We start from the raw sequence: 18,544 nt of genomic DNA on the forward strand, positions 1-18,544 counted from the left end.
ACAGAAGGACAGCCTGACATGGCCAAGAAAAAATCCAGCAAGGCGCTGCCGCCCGGCCCCGTGATGGTCGACGTGGCGGGCTACTCGCTGACCAAGGAAGAAAAGCAGCGCCTGCGCCACCCGCTGGTGGGCGGCGTGATCCTGTTCGCGCGCAATTTCGAGAACCGCCGCCAGCTCACCAAGCTGACCCGCCAGATCCACAAGGCCCGCAAGGAACCGCTGCTGATCCTGGTGGACCACGAGGGCGGGCGCGTGCAGCGCTTCCGCGAGGACGGCTTCACGCCGCTGCCGCCGATGCGCGAGCTGGGCGCGCTGTGGGAACGCGACCCGCTCATGGCCATGCGCCTGGCGACCGAGGCCGGCTACGTGCTGGCCGCCGAGCTGCGCGCCTGCGGCGTGGACATGAGCTTCACGCCGGTGCTGGACCTGGACTACGGCGTGAGCAAGGTGATCGGCAACCGCGCCTTCCACCGCGATCCGCGCGTGGTGACCATGCTCTCGCGCGCGCTGATCCAGGGCCTGCTGCTGGCCGGCATGTCGGCCTGCGGCAAGCATTTCCCCGGCCACGGGTTCGTCGAGGCCGATTCGCACCACGAGATTCCCGTGGACGAACGCCCGCTGGAACGCATCCTGGAAGAGGACGCCGCGCCGTACGCCTGGCTGGGCGACGCCGTGCTGCCCTCGGTGATGCCCGCCCACGTGATCTATCCCAAGGTCGATTCCCAGCCGGCCGGCTTTTCGCGGCGCTGGGTGCAGGACATTCTGCGCAAGCGCCTGGCCTATGATGGCGTGGTGTTCTCCGACGACCTGACCATGGAAGGCGCCGCGGTGGCCGGCGACATCCTGGCCCGCGCCCAGGCCGCGCTGGGCGCCGGCTGCGATATGGTGCTGGTGTGCAACCGGCCCGACCTGGCCGACGATCTGCTGGCGCGCCTGGAATTCGAGCATCCGCCCGAATCCGTGGCTCGGATCCGCCGCCTGATGCCGCGCTACGCGGCGCCGGACTGGGACGCCCTGCAGGCCGAAACCCGTTACCAGAATGCCCGACGACTTCAATCTCAAATCGTTCCTGGCTGACCTGCCGCATCTGCCGGGCGTGTACCGGCACCTGGATGCGGCCGGGGAGGTCATGTATGTCGGCAAGGCGCGCGACCTGAAAAAGCGCGTCTCGTCGTATTTCCAGAAGAACCTGGCCAGCCCGCGCATCGCCCAGATGGTGGCGAAGGTGGCGCGGCTGGAGGTCACCGTCACGCGCTCGGAGGCCGAGGCGCTGATCCTGGAAAACAACCTCATCAAGAGCCTGAAGCCGCGCTACAACATCCTGTTTCGCGATGACAAGTCGTATCCGTACCTGCTGATCACCGGCCATGCTTGGCCGCGCATCGCCTACTACCGAGGCGCCACCAACAAGCGCGGCCAGTTTTTCGGCCCGTTCCCCAACGCCTGGGCGGTGCGCGAAACCATACAGATCCTGCAGAAAGTCTTCCGCCTGCGCACCTGCGAGGACACGGTTTTCGCCAATCGTTCGCGGCCCTGCCTGCTGCACCAGATCGGTCGCTGCTCGGCGCCCTGCGTGGGCGCGATCGAGGCCGCGGAATACGAACGCGACGTGCAGCGCGCCGTGCGCTTCCTGAACGGCGAAGCCAAGGACGTGATGGGCGAGATCGAAAGCCGCATGCTGCAGGCCTCCAGCGAACTGCGCTTCGAGGAGGCCGCGGCGCTGCGCGACCAGATGGGGTCGCTGGCGCGCGTGCTGCACCAGCAGACCATGGAAAACGTCAGCGGCGAGGACACCGACATCATCGCGGTGGCCATCGCCGGCGGCAAGGTCTGCGTGAATCTCGCGATGGTGCGCGGCGGCCGCCACCTGGGCGACAAGCCTTTCTTTCCCTCGCATGCCGAGGGGGAGGCCGCGCCCCAGGTGCTGGAGGCCTTCGTGGCCCAGCACTACACCGACAACGTCATGCCGCCCGTGCTGGTGTGTTCGCACGCGCTGCCGGACGCCGGCCTGATCGAACTGCTGGTCGAGCAGGCCGGCGGACGGCCCGCCAGGGTGCTGACCCGGCCGCAAGGCACGCGCCGCGCCTGGCTGGAGCAGGCCGGCAAGAACGCCGAGATGGCCCTGGCGCGCGCGCTCACCGAATCCGGCGCGCGCGCGGCCCGCACGCTGGCGCTGGCCGAGGCGCTGGACCTGGACACCGACGAAGCCGCGCTGGACGCGCTGCGCATCGAGTGCTTCGACATCAGCCATACCGCCGGCGAAGCGACGCAGGCCTCCTGCGTGGTGTTCGAGCACCACGACATGCAGCCCTCGCTGTACCGCCGCTACAACATCGCCGGCATCACGCCGGGCGACGACTACGCCGCCATGCGCCAGGTGCTGACCCGCCGCTTCGCCAAGGTCGCCGACGGCGAGGCGCCGATGCCCGGCCTGGTGCTGATCGACGGCGGCAAGGGCCAGGTCGAGGTGGCGCGCAAGGTGTTCGCGGAACTGGGCCTGGACATCCAGACCCTGGTGGGCGTGGCCAAGGGCGAGGGTCGCAAGGTCGGCCTGGAAACCCTGGTCTTCGCCGACGAACGCCCGCCCGTCGCCCTGGGCGGCGAATCCGCGGCCCTGATGCTGATCGCCCAGGTCCGCGACGAAGCCCACCGCTTCGCCATCACCGGCATGCGCGCGCGCCGCGCCAAGGCGCGCAACGTCTCGCGCCTGGAAGAAATAGAAGGCGTAGGCGCCCGCCGCCGCCAGCGCCTGCTGGCCCGCTTCGGCGGCTTCTCCGGCGTGGCGTCGGCCAGCATAGAAGACCTGGCCTCGGTAGACGGCATCTCCTACGACCTAGCGATAAGAATCTATGAAGCCTTGCGCTGAAGCCCCGCATTAATCTTCCCGTGCCACACTTCCAAGCCAGGAATTAACCAAAGAACCCCACCCCCCGCAAGCAACCGCCGCCCCACAATCCAGGCCGCACAGATCCGGCTCCGCCGGTCTGTAGCGGCGCCCCCCTGGGGGGGAAGCGCCGCAGGCGCTTCGGGGGGGGGCCATCCGGGTTAGCATACGGACACTATGCCAATTAACGTACCCATTATCCTGACATGGCTGCGTATCGCCATGATCCCGCTGGTGGTCGGGCTGTTCTACCTGCCCGATAGCTGGATGTCCGTGCCCACGCGCGATACGCTCGCGGCCTGGGCCTTCATCATCGCGGCCCTGACCGACTGGTTCGACGGCTGGCTGGCCCGCCGCTGGAACCAGACTTCCGCGTTCGGCGCCTTCCTGGACCCGGTGGCCGACAAGCTCATGGTCTGCGCCGCGCTGATCGTGCTGCTGGACCTGAGCCGGGTGGACGCCTTCATCTCGCTCATCATCATCGGCCGGGAAATCACCATTTCCGCGCTGCGCGAATGGATGGCCAAGATCGGCGCCAGCGCCAGCGTGGCGGTGCACCGCCTGGGCAAGTTCAAGACCGCCGCGCAGATGGTGGCGATTCCCTGTCTGCTGTACAACCAGCCGATCTACGGCATCGACGCCAAGCTGCTGGGCGACGTGCTGATCGTCATCGCCGCGGTCCTGACCGTTTGGTCTATGCTGTATTACCTGCAGCGCGCCTGGCCCGCGATCCGCGAAAAGGCCATGTAGCGGCCGGGCCCGTCACGGCCCTGAACCTCAACCAGAATCCGACGCCGGGCCCATGCCGGACGTCGGCCGGAGACAACCCGCGCGGCGCCCCGGGCGCTGCGCACTTTGCCGCTATCGGCGGCCTTTTGCGATGAATACCGCTGCGAATACCCTGGCCGTGGACGCCGCCGTCCGCCGGCGCGACTGGAAAATCATTCTGCTGATCGGGGTGGCCCATGCCTCCTCGCACTTTTTCCAGCTGGTGCTGCCCTCGCTGTACGTTTCGCTGGGCAATGAATTCGGGCTGGACTTCGCCCGCCTGGGGCTGCTGGTTTCCACCTTCTACGTGGTGTCGGGCATCGGCCAGGCCTCCTCGGGCTTCGTGGTCGACCGGGTCGGCGCGCGGCCGGTGCTGTGGTTCGGGCTGGCCTGCTTCGTGCTGTCGGGGCTGCTGATCGGTTCGGCCACGGGCTACGCCATGCTGGTCGCGGCCGCCGTCGTGGGCGGCGTCGGCAACTCGGTATTCCATCCGGCCGACTATTCCATCATCAATCACCGCATCACCGCGCCGCGGCTGGGCCACGCGTTTTCCACGCACGGGCTGACCGGCAACCTGGGCTGGGCGCTGACGCCGGTGTTCATGACCACCATCACGCTGCTGGCCGACTGGCGCGTCGCGGCCTACAGCGCGGCCGGCCTGGTCGCGCTGGTGCTGCTGCTGACCGTGCTGGGACGCGACCTGCTCGGCGGCCCCTTGCCGCAGGCCGAACAGGGCGAGGCCGAACCGAAGCCCGCCGCCGGCAAGACCTCGCCCAAGCCGCAGGAAGGCGTGCTGACCACGCTGGCCACGCTGCTGTCCAAGCCGGCGCTGTGGGGCGCGTTCCTGTTCTTCGCCTGCACCTCCATCGCGCTGTCCTCGGTGCAGAACTACACCATCCCGCTGCTGGGCCAGTTGTACGACTTGTCCAAGGTCGCCGCCAGCTCGGCGCTGTCGGGCTATATGGTGGCTTCGGCCGTCGGCATGGCCGCGGGCGGCTTTCTGGTGTCGGCCAATCCGCGCACCGAGCGCACGGTAATGGTGGCGCTGATCCTGGCGGGCCTGACGCTGGTGGTGCTGGCGCTGGGCCTGGTGCCGGCCGTGCTGGCCGCGCCCGTGGTGGGCCTGGCCGGTTTCTGCTCCGGCGTGGCCGCGCCTTCGCGCGACATGCTGATCCGCCGCGTCACGCCCAAGGGCGCCACCGGCTCGGTCTACGGCCTGGTCTATTCCGGCATGGACGTGGGCTCGGCCCTGGGGCCGTTGGCCTTCGGCCTGCTGCTCGACGCCGGCCTGCGCCAGGGCCCGTGGGTCGGCGCCGGCGTGGCGTTCGCGGCCGCGGCCCTGCTGGCGCAGTGGATCGCGGTGCAGGCGCGCCGCGCCGAACCCGCCGCCGCCGGCGGAGCGGTGGCGCGCCCCTGAGCGCACGGCCGGCGCCCGCCGGCCGCCTCTTGACACGACGCAAAGCCCGCCCGGCTTCAGCCTGATGTAATGACCTTGTAGTCATAAAGGTCATTACCCAGGAGAAGCAAATGAAGAAGGCAAGCGTGTTGCTGGCAGCGGGGATCGCCTTGGGCGGCTGGAACGCCCTGGCTTCGGCGGCCTCGCAGGAACCGATACAGCCGGTGGAACCCGCCGTCGTCAAGGACCCCGCCAAGGTCGAACTCGGCAAGAAACTGTTCTTCGATCCGCGCCTGTCGCGGTCCGGCGCGATTTCCTGCAATTCCTGCCACAACCTGGGCATGGGCGGTTCGGACAACCTCAAGGCCTCCATCGGCCACCAGTGGCAGAAGGGCGGGATCAATTCGCCCACCGTGCTCAATTCCAGTCTGAACATCGCGCAGTTCTGGGACGGCCGCGCCAAGGACCTGCGCGAGCAGGCCGGCGGCCCCATCGCCAACCCCATGGAAATGGCGTCCACGCACGAACTGGCCATCCAGGTGCTGAGCTCGATTCCCGGCTACCGCGCCGAATTCAAGCAGGTCTTCGGCAAGGACGGCATCACCATCGAGGAAGTGACCGGCGCGCTGGCCGCGTTCGAGGAAACCCTGGTCACGCCCAACTCGCGCTTCGACCAATGGCTGCGCGGCGACAAGAAGGCGCTGACCGTGCGCGAGCTGGCCGGCTACGAACTCTTCAAGAACAGCGGCTGCGTCGCCTGCCACAACGGCGTGGCGGTGGGCGGCAACTCGTTCCAGAAGATGGGCCTGGTCATGCCATATCAGACCGAGAACAAGGCCGAGGGCAGGGCGGCGGTGACCGGCAAGGACGCCGACCGCTTCAACTTCAAGGTGCCCACGCTGCGCAACGTGGCGCTGACCTATCCGTACTTCCATGACGGCGAGGCCGCCACGCTGACCGAAGCCGTGGACATCATGGGCCGGCTCCAGCTGGGCCGCACCTTCACGCCCGACGAGAACGGGCAGATCGTGGCCTTCCTGAAGACGCTGACCGGCGACCAGCCGGCGATCCAGTACCCGATACTGCCGCCGTCGGCCGATGACACCCCGCGGCCCGAGCCCTTCGTGAAGTAAGGCCCGGGCTGGGGCAGGGCGGCGCTACTGGCGGACCGTGCGCAGGTCCGCCGGCGGCGCCGCCTCGAAATTGCTGCGCCACGGATTGATGTCCAGCCCGCCGCGGCGCGTGTAGCGCGCATACACGGTCAGCTGCTCGGGCCGGCAGGCCTGCATGATGTCGGTGAAAATCCGTTCCACGCAATGTTCATGGAATTCCGCATGCTGGCGGAACGACACGATATAGCGCAGCAGCGACTCGCGGTCTATGGGCGCGCCGCGGTAGCGGATCTGCACGCTGGCCCAGTCGGGCTGGCCGGTCACCGGGCAGTTCGACTTGAGCAGGCGCGAAGCCAGCGTTTCCTCGACCGGATCGCCGGCGCGCGTGCGCAGCAGCTCGGGCGCCGGCTCGTACGTGTCGATCTCGATGTCCAGCTTGTCGATATAGATCCCGTCCAGCTCGCCCATCCGCAATTCGGAAAAGCGCTGCGGCAGGAAGAAGTCCAGCCCGACCGGCGCGCCGGCCGCGGCGCTGAGGTCGCGCTCCAGGCGGCCGCGCAAGGCGGCCGAATTGACCAGCCGGGTCTGGTTGAACGAATTCAGGTATAGCTTGAACGACTTGGACTCGATGATGTTGGGGCTGTCGGCCGGCACCGAGAACGTGGCCATGGCGATGCGCGGCTTGCCCTTGGCGTCCAGCCACGACAGCTCATAGGCGTTCCACAGGTCCACGCCCTTGAACGGCAGCTTGCCGTCGGCCAGGTTCAGGGCGGCGCGGTTGTGCGAGCGCGCGATGGGAAACAGCAGCGTCGGATCGTATTGCGAGACGTAGGACACGCTCTGGCCGAGCGGACCGTGGGACAAGGTCATGGCGGTATCTGGAAAGCAGGGGAATGGGCGTATTTTAGGCGCTCCGCGGCGCCTTGTTTTTCGCATCGTGAAATGTAACCCTCGCCATGTGAAAGTGCCTGCTGCGCAGCAGCGTCAGTGCATTTCACAGATGACAATTGCGTTTCGTGATACGAAATTGAGTTTATAACTTATTGATTATATTGAATAATATTTTTTGTCTTGTATAAGACATATGCCTACCTTGCTCTGCAGCACGGGCTTAGACTTTCTCCAACGATTCAAGCAATGCAGGACCCCGAATCCAGAAGTCTTTCCCATCACTGACCAGGAGCATCACCATGAGCAACCGCGAAACCGAAATCCGCAATCTGCAGAAGGATTGGGCCGAGAATTCCCGCTGGCAAGGCATCAAGCGCGACTACAGCGCCGAAGACGTGATCCGCCTGCGCGGCTCCGTCGCCGTGGAGCACACGCTGGCCCGCCGCGGTTCGACCCGCCTGTGGGAACTCCTGCACAGCGAGCCCTTCGTCAATTCGCTGGGCGCCCTGACCGGCAACCAGGCCATGCAACAGGTCAAGGCCGGCCTGAAGGCCATCTACCTGTCCGGCTGGCAGGTCGCCGGCGACGCCAACCTGGCCGGCGAAATGTACCCCGACCAGTCCCTGTACCCCGCGAATTCGGTGCCGCAGGTCGTGCGCCGCATCAATAACTCGCTCACCCGCTGCGACCAGATCCAGTGGATGGAAGGCAAGAACCCGGGCGACGAGGGCTACATCGACTTCTTCGCGCCCATCGTGGCCGACGCCGAAGCCGGCTTCGGCGGCGTGCTCAACGCCTTCGAGCTGATGAAGGCCATGATCGAGGCCGGCGCCGCCGGGGTGCACTTCGAAGACCAGCTCGCCTCCGTGAAGAAGTGCGGCCACATGGGCGGCAAGGTCCTGGTGCCCACCCGCGAAGCCGTCTCCAAGCTGGTCTCGGCCCGCCTGGCCGCCGACACCATGGGCACGCCCACCGTGCTGCTGGCCCGCACCGACGCCGACGCCGCCGACCTGGTGACCAGCGACGTGGACGAGAACGACCGTCCCTTCATCACCGGCGAGCGCACCGTCGAAGGCTTCTTCCGCACCCGCGCCGGCATCGACCAGGCCATCTCGCGCGGCCTGGCCTATGCGCCCTACGCGGACCTGATCTGGTGCGAAACCTCGACGCCCAACCTGGAATACGCCCGCAAGTTCGCCGAGGCCATCCACCGCCAGTTCCCCGGCAAGCTGCTGGCCTACAACTGCTCGCCCTCGTTCAACTGGAAGAAGAACCTGGACGACGGCACCATCGCCAAGTTCCAGCGCGAACTGGGCGCCATGGGCTACAAGTTCCAGTTCATCACCCTGGCCGGCTTCCACGCCCTGAACTACGGCATGTTCGAACTGGCCCACGGCTACGCCCGCCGCCAGATGAGCGCCTTCGTCGAACTGCAGCAAAAGGAATTCGCCGCGGCCGAAATGGGCTTCACCGCCGTCAAGCACCAGCGCGAAGTGGGCACCGGCTACTTCGACGCCGTCACTCAGACCATCGAGGGCGGACAGTCGTCGACCACCGCGCTGACGGGCTCGACCGAGGAAGCCCAGTTCGAGCACGGCAAGGCTCAGAAGGCTGCGTAAGGGAGCGTTATTGGAAAGTTATGTGGTTGTAGTGCTGTTGTAGGGTGGATTTGGGTGCCTGCGGGCACCCTTTTTTTGTCTGCGGGGCAGGCGGCACATCAGGGTGGGTAAAAAGCTCACGCACCGCAGGATTGCGCGGCGTCCATACGCTATTTTCACATCGTAGTTGACCAGGCCTGCGTTCCTGGAATGCGGCAGGCCTTGAGATCTCCAGAAAATATGTATAAAATTTTATACGGCGATCGCGTATGCAATGCATGAAGGAAATTCGTTGGGTCGGGTCCGCCTATGAAGATCTGGTGGCATTCCCCGACGAACCGCGGCGAGATGCCGGTTTCCAGTTGAGCCTGGTCCAGGCGGGGCTGGAGCCGGACGCCTGGAAGTCTTTCGATGCGATAGGCGCCGGAGCGCGGGAAATCCGAATCCGCGACATGGTGAATGCTAGAAGAGGCAGGATATGAACGTCGACACGAAAATCCGCCACGTCACCAAAGCAGACGCGAACCTGTTCCTGGAACTGGGGTTTCCGGCCGAGGAAGCCGCGCGCCTGCAGGCCGCGGCGAAACAGCAGATCAATGACACGCAGCTGCTCAAGGAACAACTGATGTCGGCCTTGGCCGACTGGATCGAGCAGCACCATCTGAAGCAGGCCGAGGCCGCGCGGATACTGATGGTGTCGCGCCCGCGCGTATCGGACGTGGTGAACAAGAAGACGGCGAAGTTCACCATCGACACGCTGGTCGAGATGCTGAGCCGCGTCGGCAAGCCCGTCCGGCTGGCGATAGGCTGAGGCGGGCTTGACAGGTAAAGGCGACTAAACCCCAAAAAACGCCACATACACCAGCCGCTCTTCCACGATCCGCCGCTGGTGCTGCGCATTGCCGCGCCGCTGCGTGATGCTTGCGTCCGTGTAATACCGCTCATACTCCCGCACGGCGATACGCGTCGGCTTGCCGCCGGCGTCCGGGACCGCGACGCTGGTGGACCAGATGACGGGATCGAGCAGGTCGCCCAGCAGCGGGCCTTCCAGCACCGGCGGAAAGCGCAGGGCGCCGCCGCCGGATCGCAAGACTTCGCTGAAGGCGGCCGGCGTCGCGACTTCCCGCAGCGGCAGGTCGCGCCAGCGGTCGGGGATGACGGGCCTGTCCGGCGTACGCGCGGGACCGGACGGATCGAGCAGGCCGGAGGCCAGCACCTTGGCGTCGGTCCAGGCCAGGTCGCTTTCCAGCGCCGGGTCGCGGGTCTGCAATACCAGTTCGATGCGGTTGCGGCCGCTTTCGGGCGTCTGGCCGATGCCGGGGATGTATGAAATGTCCAGGTATTCCGAGTCCACCGGGAATTTCATCGGTCCATGCGCCGGCACCACGCCGCGCAGTTCGAATTCGAGTTTGCCGCGCTTGTGCTCGAACACGGCGCGGCGGCGCGGCAGCAGCTGGGAGAATTCGGCCAGCACGACGCGCGAGAGCTTGGCGCTGGCGATGGCGTTGGGCTGGTAGCGCGCCAGCGCCAGGCGCACGAAGGGCATGTAGGTGCGCCCGGGGTCGAGTTCGATGTCGCAGTACCAGCGGGCCCGGGCCTCGTCCCAGTGCACGCGGTGGCCGACGACGTGGACGTTGGCGGGAAGTTCCTGGAGCCGGACGGCTTCGTCGGCCACGCGAGCGGGGAAGTCCGAGGCGCGCGCGCGGTGCTTGGGCTGGGCCGTGTCCCACAAGGGGTCCATGCCCCATTGCGTGACCAGCGGCACCAGGTTGTCGGGGATGTCGGTGAAGTTCCTGCCGTCTCCGCCGATCACGACGCCCAGCAGTTCGCCGTCGCCGGACGAGAACCAGGGGCGTTCGAGCCAGACGCGCAGGCCGTTGCCCAGGCGGGTCACGTCCAGGGTGCCCGGACCCGGGGTTTCTTCCCAACGGAAGGTGGGCAGCACGTACATGAGGCGCGGGACGTCGGGCGGCGCGCTGGCGGGCACGACGGTGTTCTGCGCCGTGCCGGCGCGCACCTGCTGCGGCGCGCCGGGATCGTCGTCGGCGCCGGTCTCGACCACGGGGCCGTCGGCCACGGGGCCCAGGCGCGTGACTTTGTCGGGCTGGGCGTACAGCGTCGGCGGCAGGTATTCGCGAAAGCGGGTGGCGGCGCGCAGGCGGTAGCGGATCAGCCGGTAGCGGGTGTCGCCGAATTCGTGGCGGTTGCCGGCCGCGCGCTGCTTGCCGCCTTCGGCCTGTTGTTCGGCCACGGCGTTGCTGAGGCTGAAGAGGTTGGGATAGTTCTCGGACAGCGCGATCTCGGCCAGCACGCCATGGCCGGCCACGCGTTCGGGGCGCGGCTTGTCCAGGTCGTCGACCCATTCGTGCCAGTCGGCTTCGATTTCGATCTTGCCGGTGGTGGGACCATGCAGCCGGACGCGGGCCTGCAGGTCGACGTGGGGCGCACCGGGATCGCGCGCCAGTTCTCCGGGCAGCAGCAGCACGGGATCGCAGATCGGCTGCTGGGTGGCGTGCACCAGCACCAGCGGGCGGTAGGGCGTGACCATCCAGCAGCTGCCCAGCATGGCGGCCAGGCGCAGTCCGGCGCTTTCGCCTTCGGCGCCGGCCCAGGCCGGGATGCCGAAGGCGTCGATCAGGCCGGGATTGACGAAGCTGGCGTAGCGCAGCCGGGCGATGCGGCCCTTGGGCAGGTACAGGGTGAGGACGCGCGCGGCCTCGTCCCAGGTGGGCGCGCCGTCGTCGGCGTAGCGTTCCGCGCAAGGCGGGTCGTCCAGCGTGGCCTTGCGTTCCTGCAGCACGATGCGGAAACCCTGGGTGTCGGGCCAGGCGCCGGCGTGGCGCACCAGCAGCACCAGTTCCTGGGACGGGGTCTGCGCGATGGCGGCGCTGGGGCCCAGCGCCTTGGGGCCGGTCACGCCGGGCAGGGTATGGCCGGGCTGCGCGCGCAGCGCGAAGCCGCCGGCCGCCGGGTCGGGCAGATAGGGGGTGTTGACCTGCGCCTCGCGGTGGATGACGTACTGGCCCGCGGCCAGGCGTTCGCCGGCGGGATGTTCGGGCGAGGGCAGCTGCGGCGGCACGGCGTCGGTGGTGGCGACGTCGGCCAGCGCCTGCGGCGTGACCAGTTCGATCTGCGTGCCGGGGCCGGCGTCGTACAGCGTGGCCGCGTCGCGCGCGGCGATGGCATAGGCCTGCTTGATGCCGGCGGGGCTGTCCATCATGGCGTCGAACAGGCCGTGCGTTTCGCATTGCAGCTGCGAGGCCTTGGGCGGCACGACGTGGCGTTCGTTGGCGGGCGTGTCGTCGAAATCGGTGGGGCCGGACTGCTGGCGCGCGGCCTTGAAGTCGGGGCTGGCGAGCCAGGCTTCGGGGTCCATGCCGGCGTTGCTGCGGATCACCATGCGCTCCAGCGATTCGCCTTCGCTGACGCGGGCGCGGTGCAGCAGCGCCGGCGGGTCCACCGGTTCGAAACGCCAGTAGCCGACCGGCCGGGTGGCGTTGTCGTCGCGCTCCAGCGTGGGGTCGTCGTGCGCCAGGCTGTTGCCGGCCAGGTCGACCAGCCGCGCGCGCAGGCGGTAAGACATGCCGAAGCGCAGGCGCGGCAGGCTGCCCTTGCGCGCGGCGAAGCTGATCGCCAGGCCGTTGCCCGCGCCGGCGGGCGCGGCGTCCTGCACGTCTTCGGGCGTCTCGCCCTGCACGCCGCTGGCGGCATCTTCGCGCGCGCGCAGCGTGCGCCCGGGGCGCGGCGCGACCAGGCTCCAGCCGGTCCAGCGGAACAGCGATTCGTGCAGGTAGTGGTCGTCGGGCTGCGCGCCGCCGCTGGTGGTGGACGCGCCCTTCACATAGCCTTCGTCGTCGGGCAGCTCCAGCGGCGGGCCGCCGTCGGCGCAGCGGTAGACCCCGGTGCGCAGGCACAGCGAGCGCCACGGTTCGGGATCGCCCGGCCCCTGCGCCTGCACGTCGACGCGGTAGCCGCGCAGCAGGTCTTCGGCGTAGAGCACGATGCTGCCCGGCGCGCCGCCGAGCGCGGCGTTCTTCAGGGCCGCGGCCGCGGCGTTCTGCGCCACCTCCCAGGCGCGCCCGCGCCGCGCCACGCCCAGGCCGCCGGAGCGCAGCGCGGCCAGCCCCTGCTTGTCGCCGGTGGTGTAGGTCACGGCGCCGTCGGCGCCCAGCGCCAGGCTGCGGGCGATCAGGTTCTGCGCGGTCAGGACGAAGTCCACGGTTTTCAGGGCGGCGCCGTCGGGGTCGACCTGGTAGACGTCGAACGGGCTGCGCGGCTCGTACAGGTCCCAGCTGTCGTCGGCGCGGCGCAGCTTGAGCATGCCGCGTTCGTGGTCGGGATTGCGCGGCCGCGTGACGAAGCGCTCGGGGTCCGCGGCCCAGGCGGTGGCGGGACAGGCGTCGTCGGCGGGATCGTGCGCGTCCTGCCAGCGCAGGACCAGGAAGAAGCGGCCCTGCGCCGCGCCGGCCGCGGCCAGTTGCCGCTCAAGCGGCGAGTCCGCCGGCAGCAGGCAGTCGATGACCAGGCCCAGCCGGCGCAGCAGCGCCGGATAGTCGGCGTAGGAGGCCACGATGGCGTGGAAATCCATGTCCGGGGCCGCGGGGGCGGGCGGCGTGGGGGAACCGTCGGGCCTGAGTATTTTCTGCTGTTCGATGCTGGGCGGTTCGCGGCGGTAAAAGCGGTTGGCCTGATACAGGGAGTACTCGGCCTGCGAATTCCATTGCTTCATCAGGTGCTGGTCGGTGTTGTTGAGCGCCGCGTCGTTCCAGCGGGTCGGCAGCGCACGCAGCGCGAAGCCGGAGGCGGGCAGCGGGTTGCCGTCGTGGTCCGCGCCGGGGGCGGCGGCGCGGCCATGGTAGATGCTGCCGGGGCCGTAGACCTGGGCGCGCAGCGCGCGTTCCGTGCCTTCGGCGCCATCGTCGAAGAAGCGGCCGAAGCCGGGTAGCGCCACTTCGATGCGGCGGTCGCCGATGGGCAGGATGGCGGTGCGCGTGCCGCAGTCGCTCAGCATGTCCTTCAGCACGGGATGCGCCTCGCGCCAGGGCAGCAAAGTGGGGTGGGTGCCGGTGGCCAGCACCGCCATCCGGCCGTAGTGCTTGCGCGCCAGCCCCAGCAGCGCGGCCACCGAATAAGAAAACAGATTCACCGTGCTCATGTCGCGGAACACGAAGCCGGCGACCGGCGTGGCTGCGGGCAGCAGCCGGTCCCACAGCGCCGGGTCGGCCTGCAGCTGCGGCTCCAGCTCGATTTCCTCGGCGCCGGTATTGAGCCCGAAGCGCAGGCGCTCGAGCGTGCGCGGCCAGTTGCGCCAGTCGGCGTAGGCGCCCAGCCGCTGTTCGTCCTCGGATTCCGGCGTCAGCCGGGGCGAGGCCACGATGGAGACGCGCAGCCGGCCGGCGTCGGCGCCGTCAGGCACGCGGCCGTGGGGGATCACGGTCCAGACGATGGTTTGCTTGGCCATGGAACGCTCCTCAGGCAAAGGCTTCGGCGTACTCGCGCCAGGCGTATTGCATGTCGTCGTCGATCTGCGCCAGCTCCTGCGCCAGCGGCAGGTCGGGCCTGGGGCCCATCAGGTCGCGCAGGCCGGGGTCGCCGTTGGAGCCGGCGAACTTGCGCTCGCACGACAGCGATACGCTGGTCGAGAACATGAAGACTTCGATCTCGACGGTGATGGTCGCGCGTCCGGCGCATTTACCGCTCTCGAATTCGTAGCGCAGTTCCAGGTAGATCTCGATCGAGATGCTGACGATGCCCAGCACGCTGACGCAGCCGCCCATGCGGAAATAGCCGGCCAGCGAGCAGGCGTCTTTTTCCATGCGGAAGTAAATGCCCGCCATCACGTGCACGCCGCCGGAAGCCACGCCCAGGTTGACCGAGACGCTGGCGCCGAATTCGAACGCGGCCTCCAGCAGCTGGATGCCGGACGGGTCCAGCGTGACGCCGAAAAAGCCGCCGCCGCCGAACATGCAGACCGACAGGTTGAAAGGCTGCTCGCGCGTGCAGAAATTGAAGCGCACGGCCAGCGGCTGGCCGATGAAGGGCACGGTGAAGCCGGCGCCCAGGCTGAGGTTGGACAGGTTGAACACGCCGATGGCGATGGCCGGCAGCGCCACGTCGAAGCCCGCGTCCACGCCCTTGGCCGAGATGTCCAGATAGGGCGGATCGGAGAAACCGTCCAGCGGGATCAGGTCGCGCAGCGTTTCCACGAAGGACAGGGGACCGACGAACTTGATGTCGGAAAGCAGCACGTCCACGTCCATCTTGGCGGCCGTGTCGATGCGGAACTCGATCTTCTCGAAGTTCAGTTCGAGGAAGCTGGCCGGCGCGATCAGCACCAGGTCGAAGTGCTTGAGCGAGCAGGCGACAGAGAGCTTGGGCGCGCTCTGTCCGTTCTTGCGCACGCGCGCCTCGACCGCGATGCGCAGCCCTTGCGGGTCGTTGGCGACGAATATCGATTTGCCGGCTTCGGCCGGCCAGTTGCGGATCACCGGGTTCCAGTCGAAGCGCAGGGTCAGCTCGTCGCCGCACAGCAGGTCCAGCAGCTGGGCGCTGGCCAGCACGGCGTCGACCGCCAGCTGCACCGCGCGCAGCGCGCCCTGCGCGACCTGACGGGGCGCGCCTTCGAGCAGGCGCGCGGTGCCGATGGTCTGCGACAGGGGCTGGGCGGCATCGCCGATGGCCTGCAGGCGCAGCTTGAGCGTCGCGGCGTCCGAAAAAAGTTGATCCAGCTGGCCCGGCTGGCCGACGACGGCGTCGAGCGCGTCGTACAGCGCCTTACCCTGGACCAGCAGCGCGGGAATCGCGCCCAGGCTGTCCAGCAGTTCCTGCGCGGCGCCGGCGGCCTGCCGGAGCGACTGGCGATAGCCGTCCGGCAGGCCCACGCCGCCGACCTGGGCGTCGGCCGCGGTGCGCACGGCCGTGGCGGCGGCGCGCGCGGCGTCCAGCGCGGCGGGCAGCCCCGGCAGGGCGGGCGCGGCGTCGAAGGACTGTCCGGCAAGCAGTTCGATCTGCGCCACCACGTCCTGCATCGCCGCGCTCAGCGCGTCGACGCGGGTCCGGGCGCCGGCCACCAGGGCCGGCGCGTAGGCCAGGGCCTGGGCCTGCAGGTCCTGGAACCTGGCCTGCAGCGCTTTCAGGGCGCCCTGGGCGATGCGGCGGGGCTGCTGCGCCAGGTCCGCCACCAGGGCGTAGAGCCGTCCCATGTCGTTGGTCAGGCTTTCCAGCTGGCTGCAGCCTTCGGCCACGAAGCGCGGCACCCGCTCGGGCGTGTTGGCCGCGTTGGCCACGGCCTCGATCACCTCGCCCAGCGGGATACAGCCGAACAACAGCGGCAGGGGCAAGTCCGACAGCGTCTTGGGAAAGACGTCGTCGCCTTTCATGCGGCCGGCGACGAACTCCTGCACCGAGCCGCTGACCGGTCCGGCCAGCCGCGACAGCGCCGTGGGGCGCAGGTTGGGCTGCACGAAACCGCCCGCGCGGTCGCCCTGCCGGGAAAAGTCCAGCGCCGCGTTGCCGCGGTGCATGGGGTCGGCGTCGATGTCGCCGAAGACCTGGCCGATGTTGGCGGCGTCGAAGCCGAAGCGGAGATAGTGCGCATTCCAGCTGAGGACGCTGTGGCCGTCGCCGCCGGCCAGCCCGGACAAGGCCGCGATGCGGATGGAGGCGCGCTTGACGCCCGGATAGAACAGCGCGTCGTTGAGCCCGTCGCTGTAGGCGCGCAGTCCGGCGTTGCCGGGATCGACCACGGCGTCGAACTCGATGGATTCCACCTCGGCCGCGGTGTCGCCGGCCTTCTGGCTGGGCGCCAGCGTGACGCGCTGGCGGTTGAGCTGCGCGACCCGCCGGCCGCTGCGGTCGGGCCGCCGCCAGGCCGTCTGCGCCTGCTGGGCGAAGGCCTCGGCCTGCGGCCACAGCGGCACCAGCGACTGCCCGCTCTGGCCGCGCGGACTGGCCTTGTCGCCAATCATGAAGATCATGGGCAGGCCGAACTGCACGCTGCGCCCATCGGTGTCGGTGGCCGAACAGGCGAATTTGAACGGCGCGCCCGCCACGCAGGGCCAGAACAGCTTGATGTCCTGGTTGTCGATATTGCTGGCGGGGCTGCCGGCCGGGTCCAGGTTGGGCGTGACCGTGGTGAGGATGCGCACGCTGGAGAACGGCATCTGCAGGTTCAGCAGCATCGGGTCGCCGACGCCGCCGTCGCGCGCCGGCAGTTCGAGGTCGTACACGCGCTCGCGCTGGCGCACGATGATGAACTGGCGCTGGCGCAGATAGGCGACATTGCCGGGCCGGCCCGGGTGGAACTTGCGTTCGCTGACCTTGATCAGCGCCGCGCGGTGGCCGAACGGAAACAGGAAGCCCTTGTAGACGATGCGCACGTAGTGGTCGCGGCCCATCGCGCCGCGGTGCGTCCATTCCTCCAGCGACAGCCCGGGCCCGTCCCAGTTGCCGCGCGAATCCAGCCAGGCGCCCAGCGAGGACAGCATCAGCAGGCGGGTGGCGATAGGCTGCGGCGTGTAGCTGGCGGCCGAGAAGTTCGACGACAGGTGCGCGATCTGGTAGCGATCGTAATCGTTCATCGGCATGAGGAACGGCAAGGCGTCGGGCGCGGGCAGGCGCTGGTCGGCCGGCACCGGATAGGCCGACTGCATGGGCATGGACGAGCCCTCGCCGCTCAGCGCCCAGATCGCGCGCAGCGTGCGCCGCGCATCCGGCGCGGGCGGTTCGACCGCGTCGCCGTCCTGCGTCGCCAGTAGCCGCGTGTGCCACAGCTCGGTGTGCAGGGTGGCGGCCGAGGTGGCGGGAGACTTGGCGTGCCGCCAACTCGTCTGCGCGTGCGGGCTGAGGATCAGGCGCCACGGTAGTTCGATGGCGGTCTGCTGCGCGCCTGGGGCCGCGGGCCGGGGGCCGCGCTTGAGGATGTCGATGATGGCGCCGGCGCGCTGCGTCGTGCGGACCGCGGCGACCGGGCCGGGCCGCGGCGGGCGCAGGCCGACGCCGCCGCCGGCCAGGCGCCGCTGCAGCGCGCCGGGCGCGTCCTGGCGCATGGCCAGGCGCGCATTGCGCAAGGCGAAGCTCGACAGCGCCGCGCGTTGCGCCGGGCTGAGCTTGTCCAGGCGCTTGTCGAACAGATCGCGCAGGACCAGGCGCGGGGCGGGCGCGGCCGGGGGCCGGGCGTTGGCGGCCACGGCCGGCGGCAGCGATTCGATGGCGGCCAGCACGCCTTCCAGCGTGTAGGGCGCGTCGAAATCATCCGGGACCGCAAAGGCCAGCCGGGATTCGCCCGCGATGCGCGCCCGCACGGGCGGAGGAGCAAGCGAGTCCTCGTCCTGGCTGGCCGCGTTTTCCAGGAAGGTCTGTTCCGCGATCGACTGCGGCGGAAAGTGCACGATCAGCGTGGCCGCGCCGCTGCCGGTCTTGCGCAGCCGCGGCGGCTGGCCGGGCGAGACCGTCAGGTTGTGCAGCTCGATGCGCAGGGCCAGCAGGTCGGCCGGACGCAGCACGGGCTGGCCCGGACGGGTGCCGTCGAAGAAGTTGCGGTTGGGATTGGGGGCGAGGACGGGAATGTGCAGCCTTCTGGTGACCATGCCAGCTCTCCTGCAAAGAAGAAAACCTGGGAACACGACCAACTGCCAGCGTATAGAACTGCAATTCGCCGAAATCTATCGTTGTGTTGCGTTAGCGGTCAACAACGGCGCGTCCGTGCGCGAGGACGCCGCCGCGCAAGGCGGGATGTGGCTTTTGGATGTAGAAAGCGGGGGCGCGCAAGCCGGAATCCATATCGAAACCCAGCCGGCGGCAGCCATCCGGCACGGAGAACGCAGGATGGCGCGCACGGGCGCGGCGCGCGGATCGCGGCCGCGCGCGCCGGATTTATTTTGTACGTATTCGTAAC

The 18,544-nt window shown here is 68.7% G+C and carries 12 protein-coding genes; 9 read left to right on the plus strand and 3 right to left on the minus strand.

The annotated features are described in order from the left end of the window. Positions 1-18 precede the first annotated feature (18 nt). The 5 genes from nagZ (at position 19) to AC1IQ6_RS09745 (ending at position 6,181) form a co-directional block, all read left to right on the plus strand. The gene (nagZ, locus tag AC1IQ6_RS09725; RefSeq protein WP_485866234.1) at positions 19-1,077 is read left to right on the plus strand and encodes a beta-N-acetylhexosaminidase; all 1,059 of its coding nucleotides are present in this window, start codon (positions 19-21) and stop codon (positions 1,075-1,077) included. Beyond that, positions 1,040-2,866 (plus strand): excinuclease ABC subunit UvrC, encoded by a 1,827-nt coding sequence (gene uvrC, locus AC1IQ6_RS09730; RefSeq protein ID WP_102772362.1) that lies wholly within the window; start codon positions 1,040-1,042, stop codon positions 2,864-2,866. Before nagZ ends, uvrC begins: the two co-directional genes overlap by 38 nt. A 195-nt stretch (positions 2,867-3,061) precedes the next feature. Continuing rightward, complete coding sequence (pgsA, locus tag AC1IQ6_RS09735; protein WP_102772361.1) at positions 3,062-3,634, plus strand: CDP-diacylglycerol--glycerol-3-phosphate 3-phosphatidyltransferase; 573 nt, start codon at positions 3,062-3,064, stop codon at positions 3,632-3,634. Positions 3,635-3,764: 130 nt separating this feature from the next. Beyond that, positions 3,765-5,069 carry an MFS transporter gene (locus AC1IQ6_RS09740; protein WP_485866235.1) on the plus strand — a complete coding sequence of 435 codons (1,305 nt, stop codon included), beginning with the start codon at positions 3,765-3,767 and terminating at the stop codon, positions 5,067-5,069. Positions 5,070-5,179: 110 nt separating this feature from the next. Then, positions 5,180-6,181, plus strand: coding sequence for a cytochrome-c peroxidase (locus AC1IQ6_RS09745; RefSeq protein WP_102772359.1), 1,002 nt, complete (start codon positions 5,180-5,182; stop codon positions 6,179-6,181). Positions 6,182-6,205: 24 nt separating this feature from the next. Here the strand turns inward: AC1IQ6_RS09745 and queF are convergent, their stop codons facing one another. Then, positions 6,206-7,030: an NADPH-dependent 7-cyano-7-deazaguanine reductase QueF gene (queF, locus tag AC1IQ6_RS09750; protein ID WP_111824680.1), complete on the minus strand. Its 825-nt coding sequence runs from the start codon at positions 7,028-7,030 to the stop codon at positions 6,206-6,208. 320 nt (positions 7,031-7,350) lie between these two features. Here queF and aceA point away from each other — a divergent pair, with 320 nt between their 5' ends. The 3 genes from aceA to AC1IQ6_RS09765 all read left to right on the plus strand — a co-directional run bounded on the left by aceA (position 7,351) and on the right by AC1IQ6_RS09765 (position 9,460). Further along, complete coding sequence (aceA, locus tag AC1IQ6_RS09755) at positions 7,351-8,670, plus strand: isocitrate lyase (protein ID WP_102772357.1); 1,320 nt, start codon at positions 7,351-7,353, stop codon at positions 8,668-8,670. Between the two features lie 248 nt (positions 8,671-8,918). Continuing rightward, positions 8,919-9,131 carry a type II toxin-antitoxin system RelE/ParE family toxin gene (locus tag AC1IQ6_RS09760; RefSeq protein WP_102772356.1) on the plus strand — a complete coding sequence of 71 codons (213 nt, stop codon included), beginning with the start codon at positions 8,919-8,921 and terminating at the stop codon, positions 9,129-9,131. Further along, complete coding sequence (locus AC1IQ6_RS09765) at positions 9,128-9,460, plus strand: helix-turn-helix domain-containing protein (RefSeq protein ID WP_102772355.1); 333 nt, start codon at positions 9,128-9,130, stop codon at positions 9,458-9,460. Before AC1IQ6_RS09760 ends, AC1IQ6_RS09765 begins: the two co-directional genes overlap by 4 nt. Positions 9,461-9,484: 24 nt before the next feature. Here the strand turns inward: AC1IQ6_RS09765 and AC1IQ6_RS09770 are convergent, their stop codons facing one another. Further along, positions 9,485-14,110 (minus strand): hypothetical protein, encoded by a 4,626-nt coding sequence (locus AC1IQ6_RS09770; RefSeq protein ID WP_485866236.1) that lies wholly within the window; start codon positions 14,108-14,110, stop codon positions 9,485-9,487. A gap of 10 nt (positions 14,111-14,120) precedes the next feature. Then, entirely contained in the window at positions 14,121-18,236 is a 4,116-nt protein-coding gene (locus AC1IQ6_RS09775; RefSeq protein ID WP_485866237.1) for a hypothetical protein, read from the minus strand. On the opposite strand from AC1IQ6_RS09775, the gene AC1IQ6_RS09780 reads away from it, so the two are divergent. Continuing rightward, positions 18,235-18,543: a hypothetical protein gene (locus AC1IQ6_RS09780; protein ID WP_146747986.1), complete on the plus strand. Its 309-nt coding sequence runs from the start codon at positions 18,235-18,237 to the stop codon at positions 18,541-18,543. The genes AC1IQ6_RS09775 and AC1IQ6_RS09780 overlap by 2 nt on opposite strands. The last annotated feature ends 1 nt before the right edge of the window (position 18,544 follow it).

The organism is Achromobacter sp. MUI-25009338, assembly GCF_057359325.1.

What these genes read in the sequence shown, in the direction of transcription:
- nagZ (WP_485866234.1), top strand. Translation starts at nt 19, where the DNA reads ATGGCCAAGAAAAAATCCAGCAAGGCGCTGCCGCCCGGCCCCGTGATG.
- uvrC (WP_102772362.1), top strand. Translation starts at nt 1,040, where the DNA reads ATGCCCGACGACTTCAATCTCAAATCGTTCCTGGCTGACCTGCCGCAT.
- pgsA (WP_102772361.1), top strand. Translation starts at nt 3,062, where the DNA reads ATGCCAATTAACGTACCCATTATCCTGACATGGCTGCGTATCGCCATG.
- AC1IQ6_RS09740 (WP_485866235.1), top strand. Translation starts at nt 3,765, where the DNA reads ATGAATACCGCTGCGAATACCCTGGCCGTGGACGCCGCCGTCCGCCGG.
- AC1IQ6_RS09745 (WP_102772359.1), top strand. Translation starts at nt 5,180, where the DNA reads ATGAAGAAGGCAAGCGTGTTGCTGGCAGCGGGGATCGCCTTGGGCGGC.
- queF (WP_111824680.1), bottom strand. Translation starts at nt 7,030, where the DNA reads ATGACCTTGTCCCACGGTCCGCTCGGCCAGAGCGTGTCCTACGTCTCG.
- aceA (WP_102772357.1), top strand. Translation starts at nt 7,351, where the DNA reads ATGAGCAACCGCGAAACCGAAATCCGCAATCTGCAGAAGGATTGGGCC.
- AC1IQ6_RS09760 (WP_102772356.1), top strand. Translation starts at nt 8,919, where the DNA reads ATGCAATGCATGAAGGAAATTCGTTGGGTCGGGTCCGCCTATGAAGAT.
- AC1IQ6_RS09765 (WP_102772355.1), top strand. Translation starts at nt 9,128, where the DNA reads ATGAACGTCGACACGAAAATCCGCCACGTCACCAAAGCAGACGCGAAC.
- AC1IQ6_RS09770 (WP_485866236.1), bottom strand. Translation starts at nt 14,110, where the DNA reads ATGGCCAAGCAAACCATCGTCTGGACCGTGATCCCCCACGGCCGCGTG.
- AC1IQ6_RS09780 (WP_146747986.1), top strand. Translation starts at nt 18,235, where the DNA reads ATGCCAGCTCTCCTGCAAAGAAGAAAACCTGGGAACACGACCAACTGC.
- AC1IQ6_RS09775 (WP_485866237.1), bottom strand. Translation starts at nt 18,236, where the DNA reads ATGGTCACCAGAAGGCTGCACATTCCCGTCCTCGCCCCCAATCCCAAC.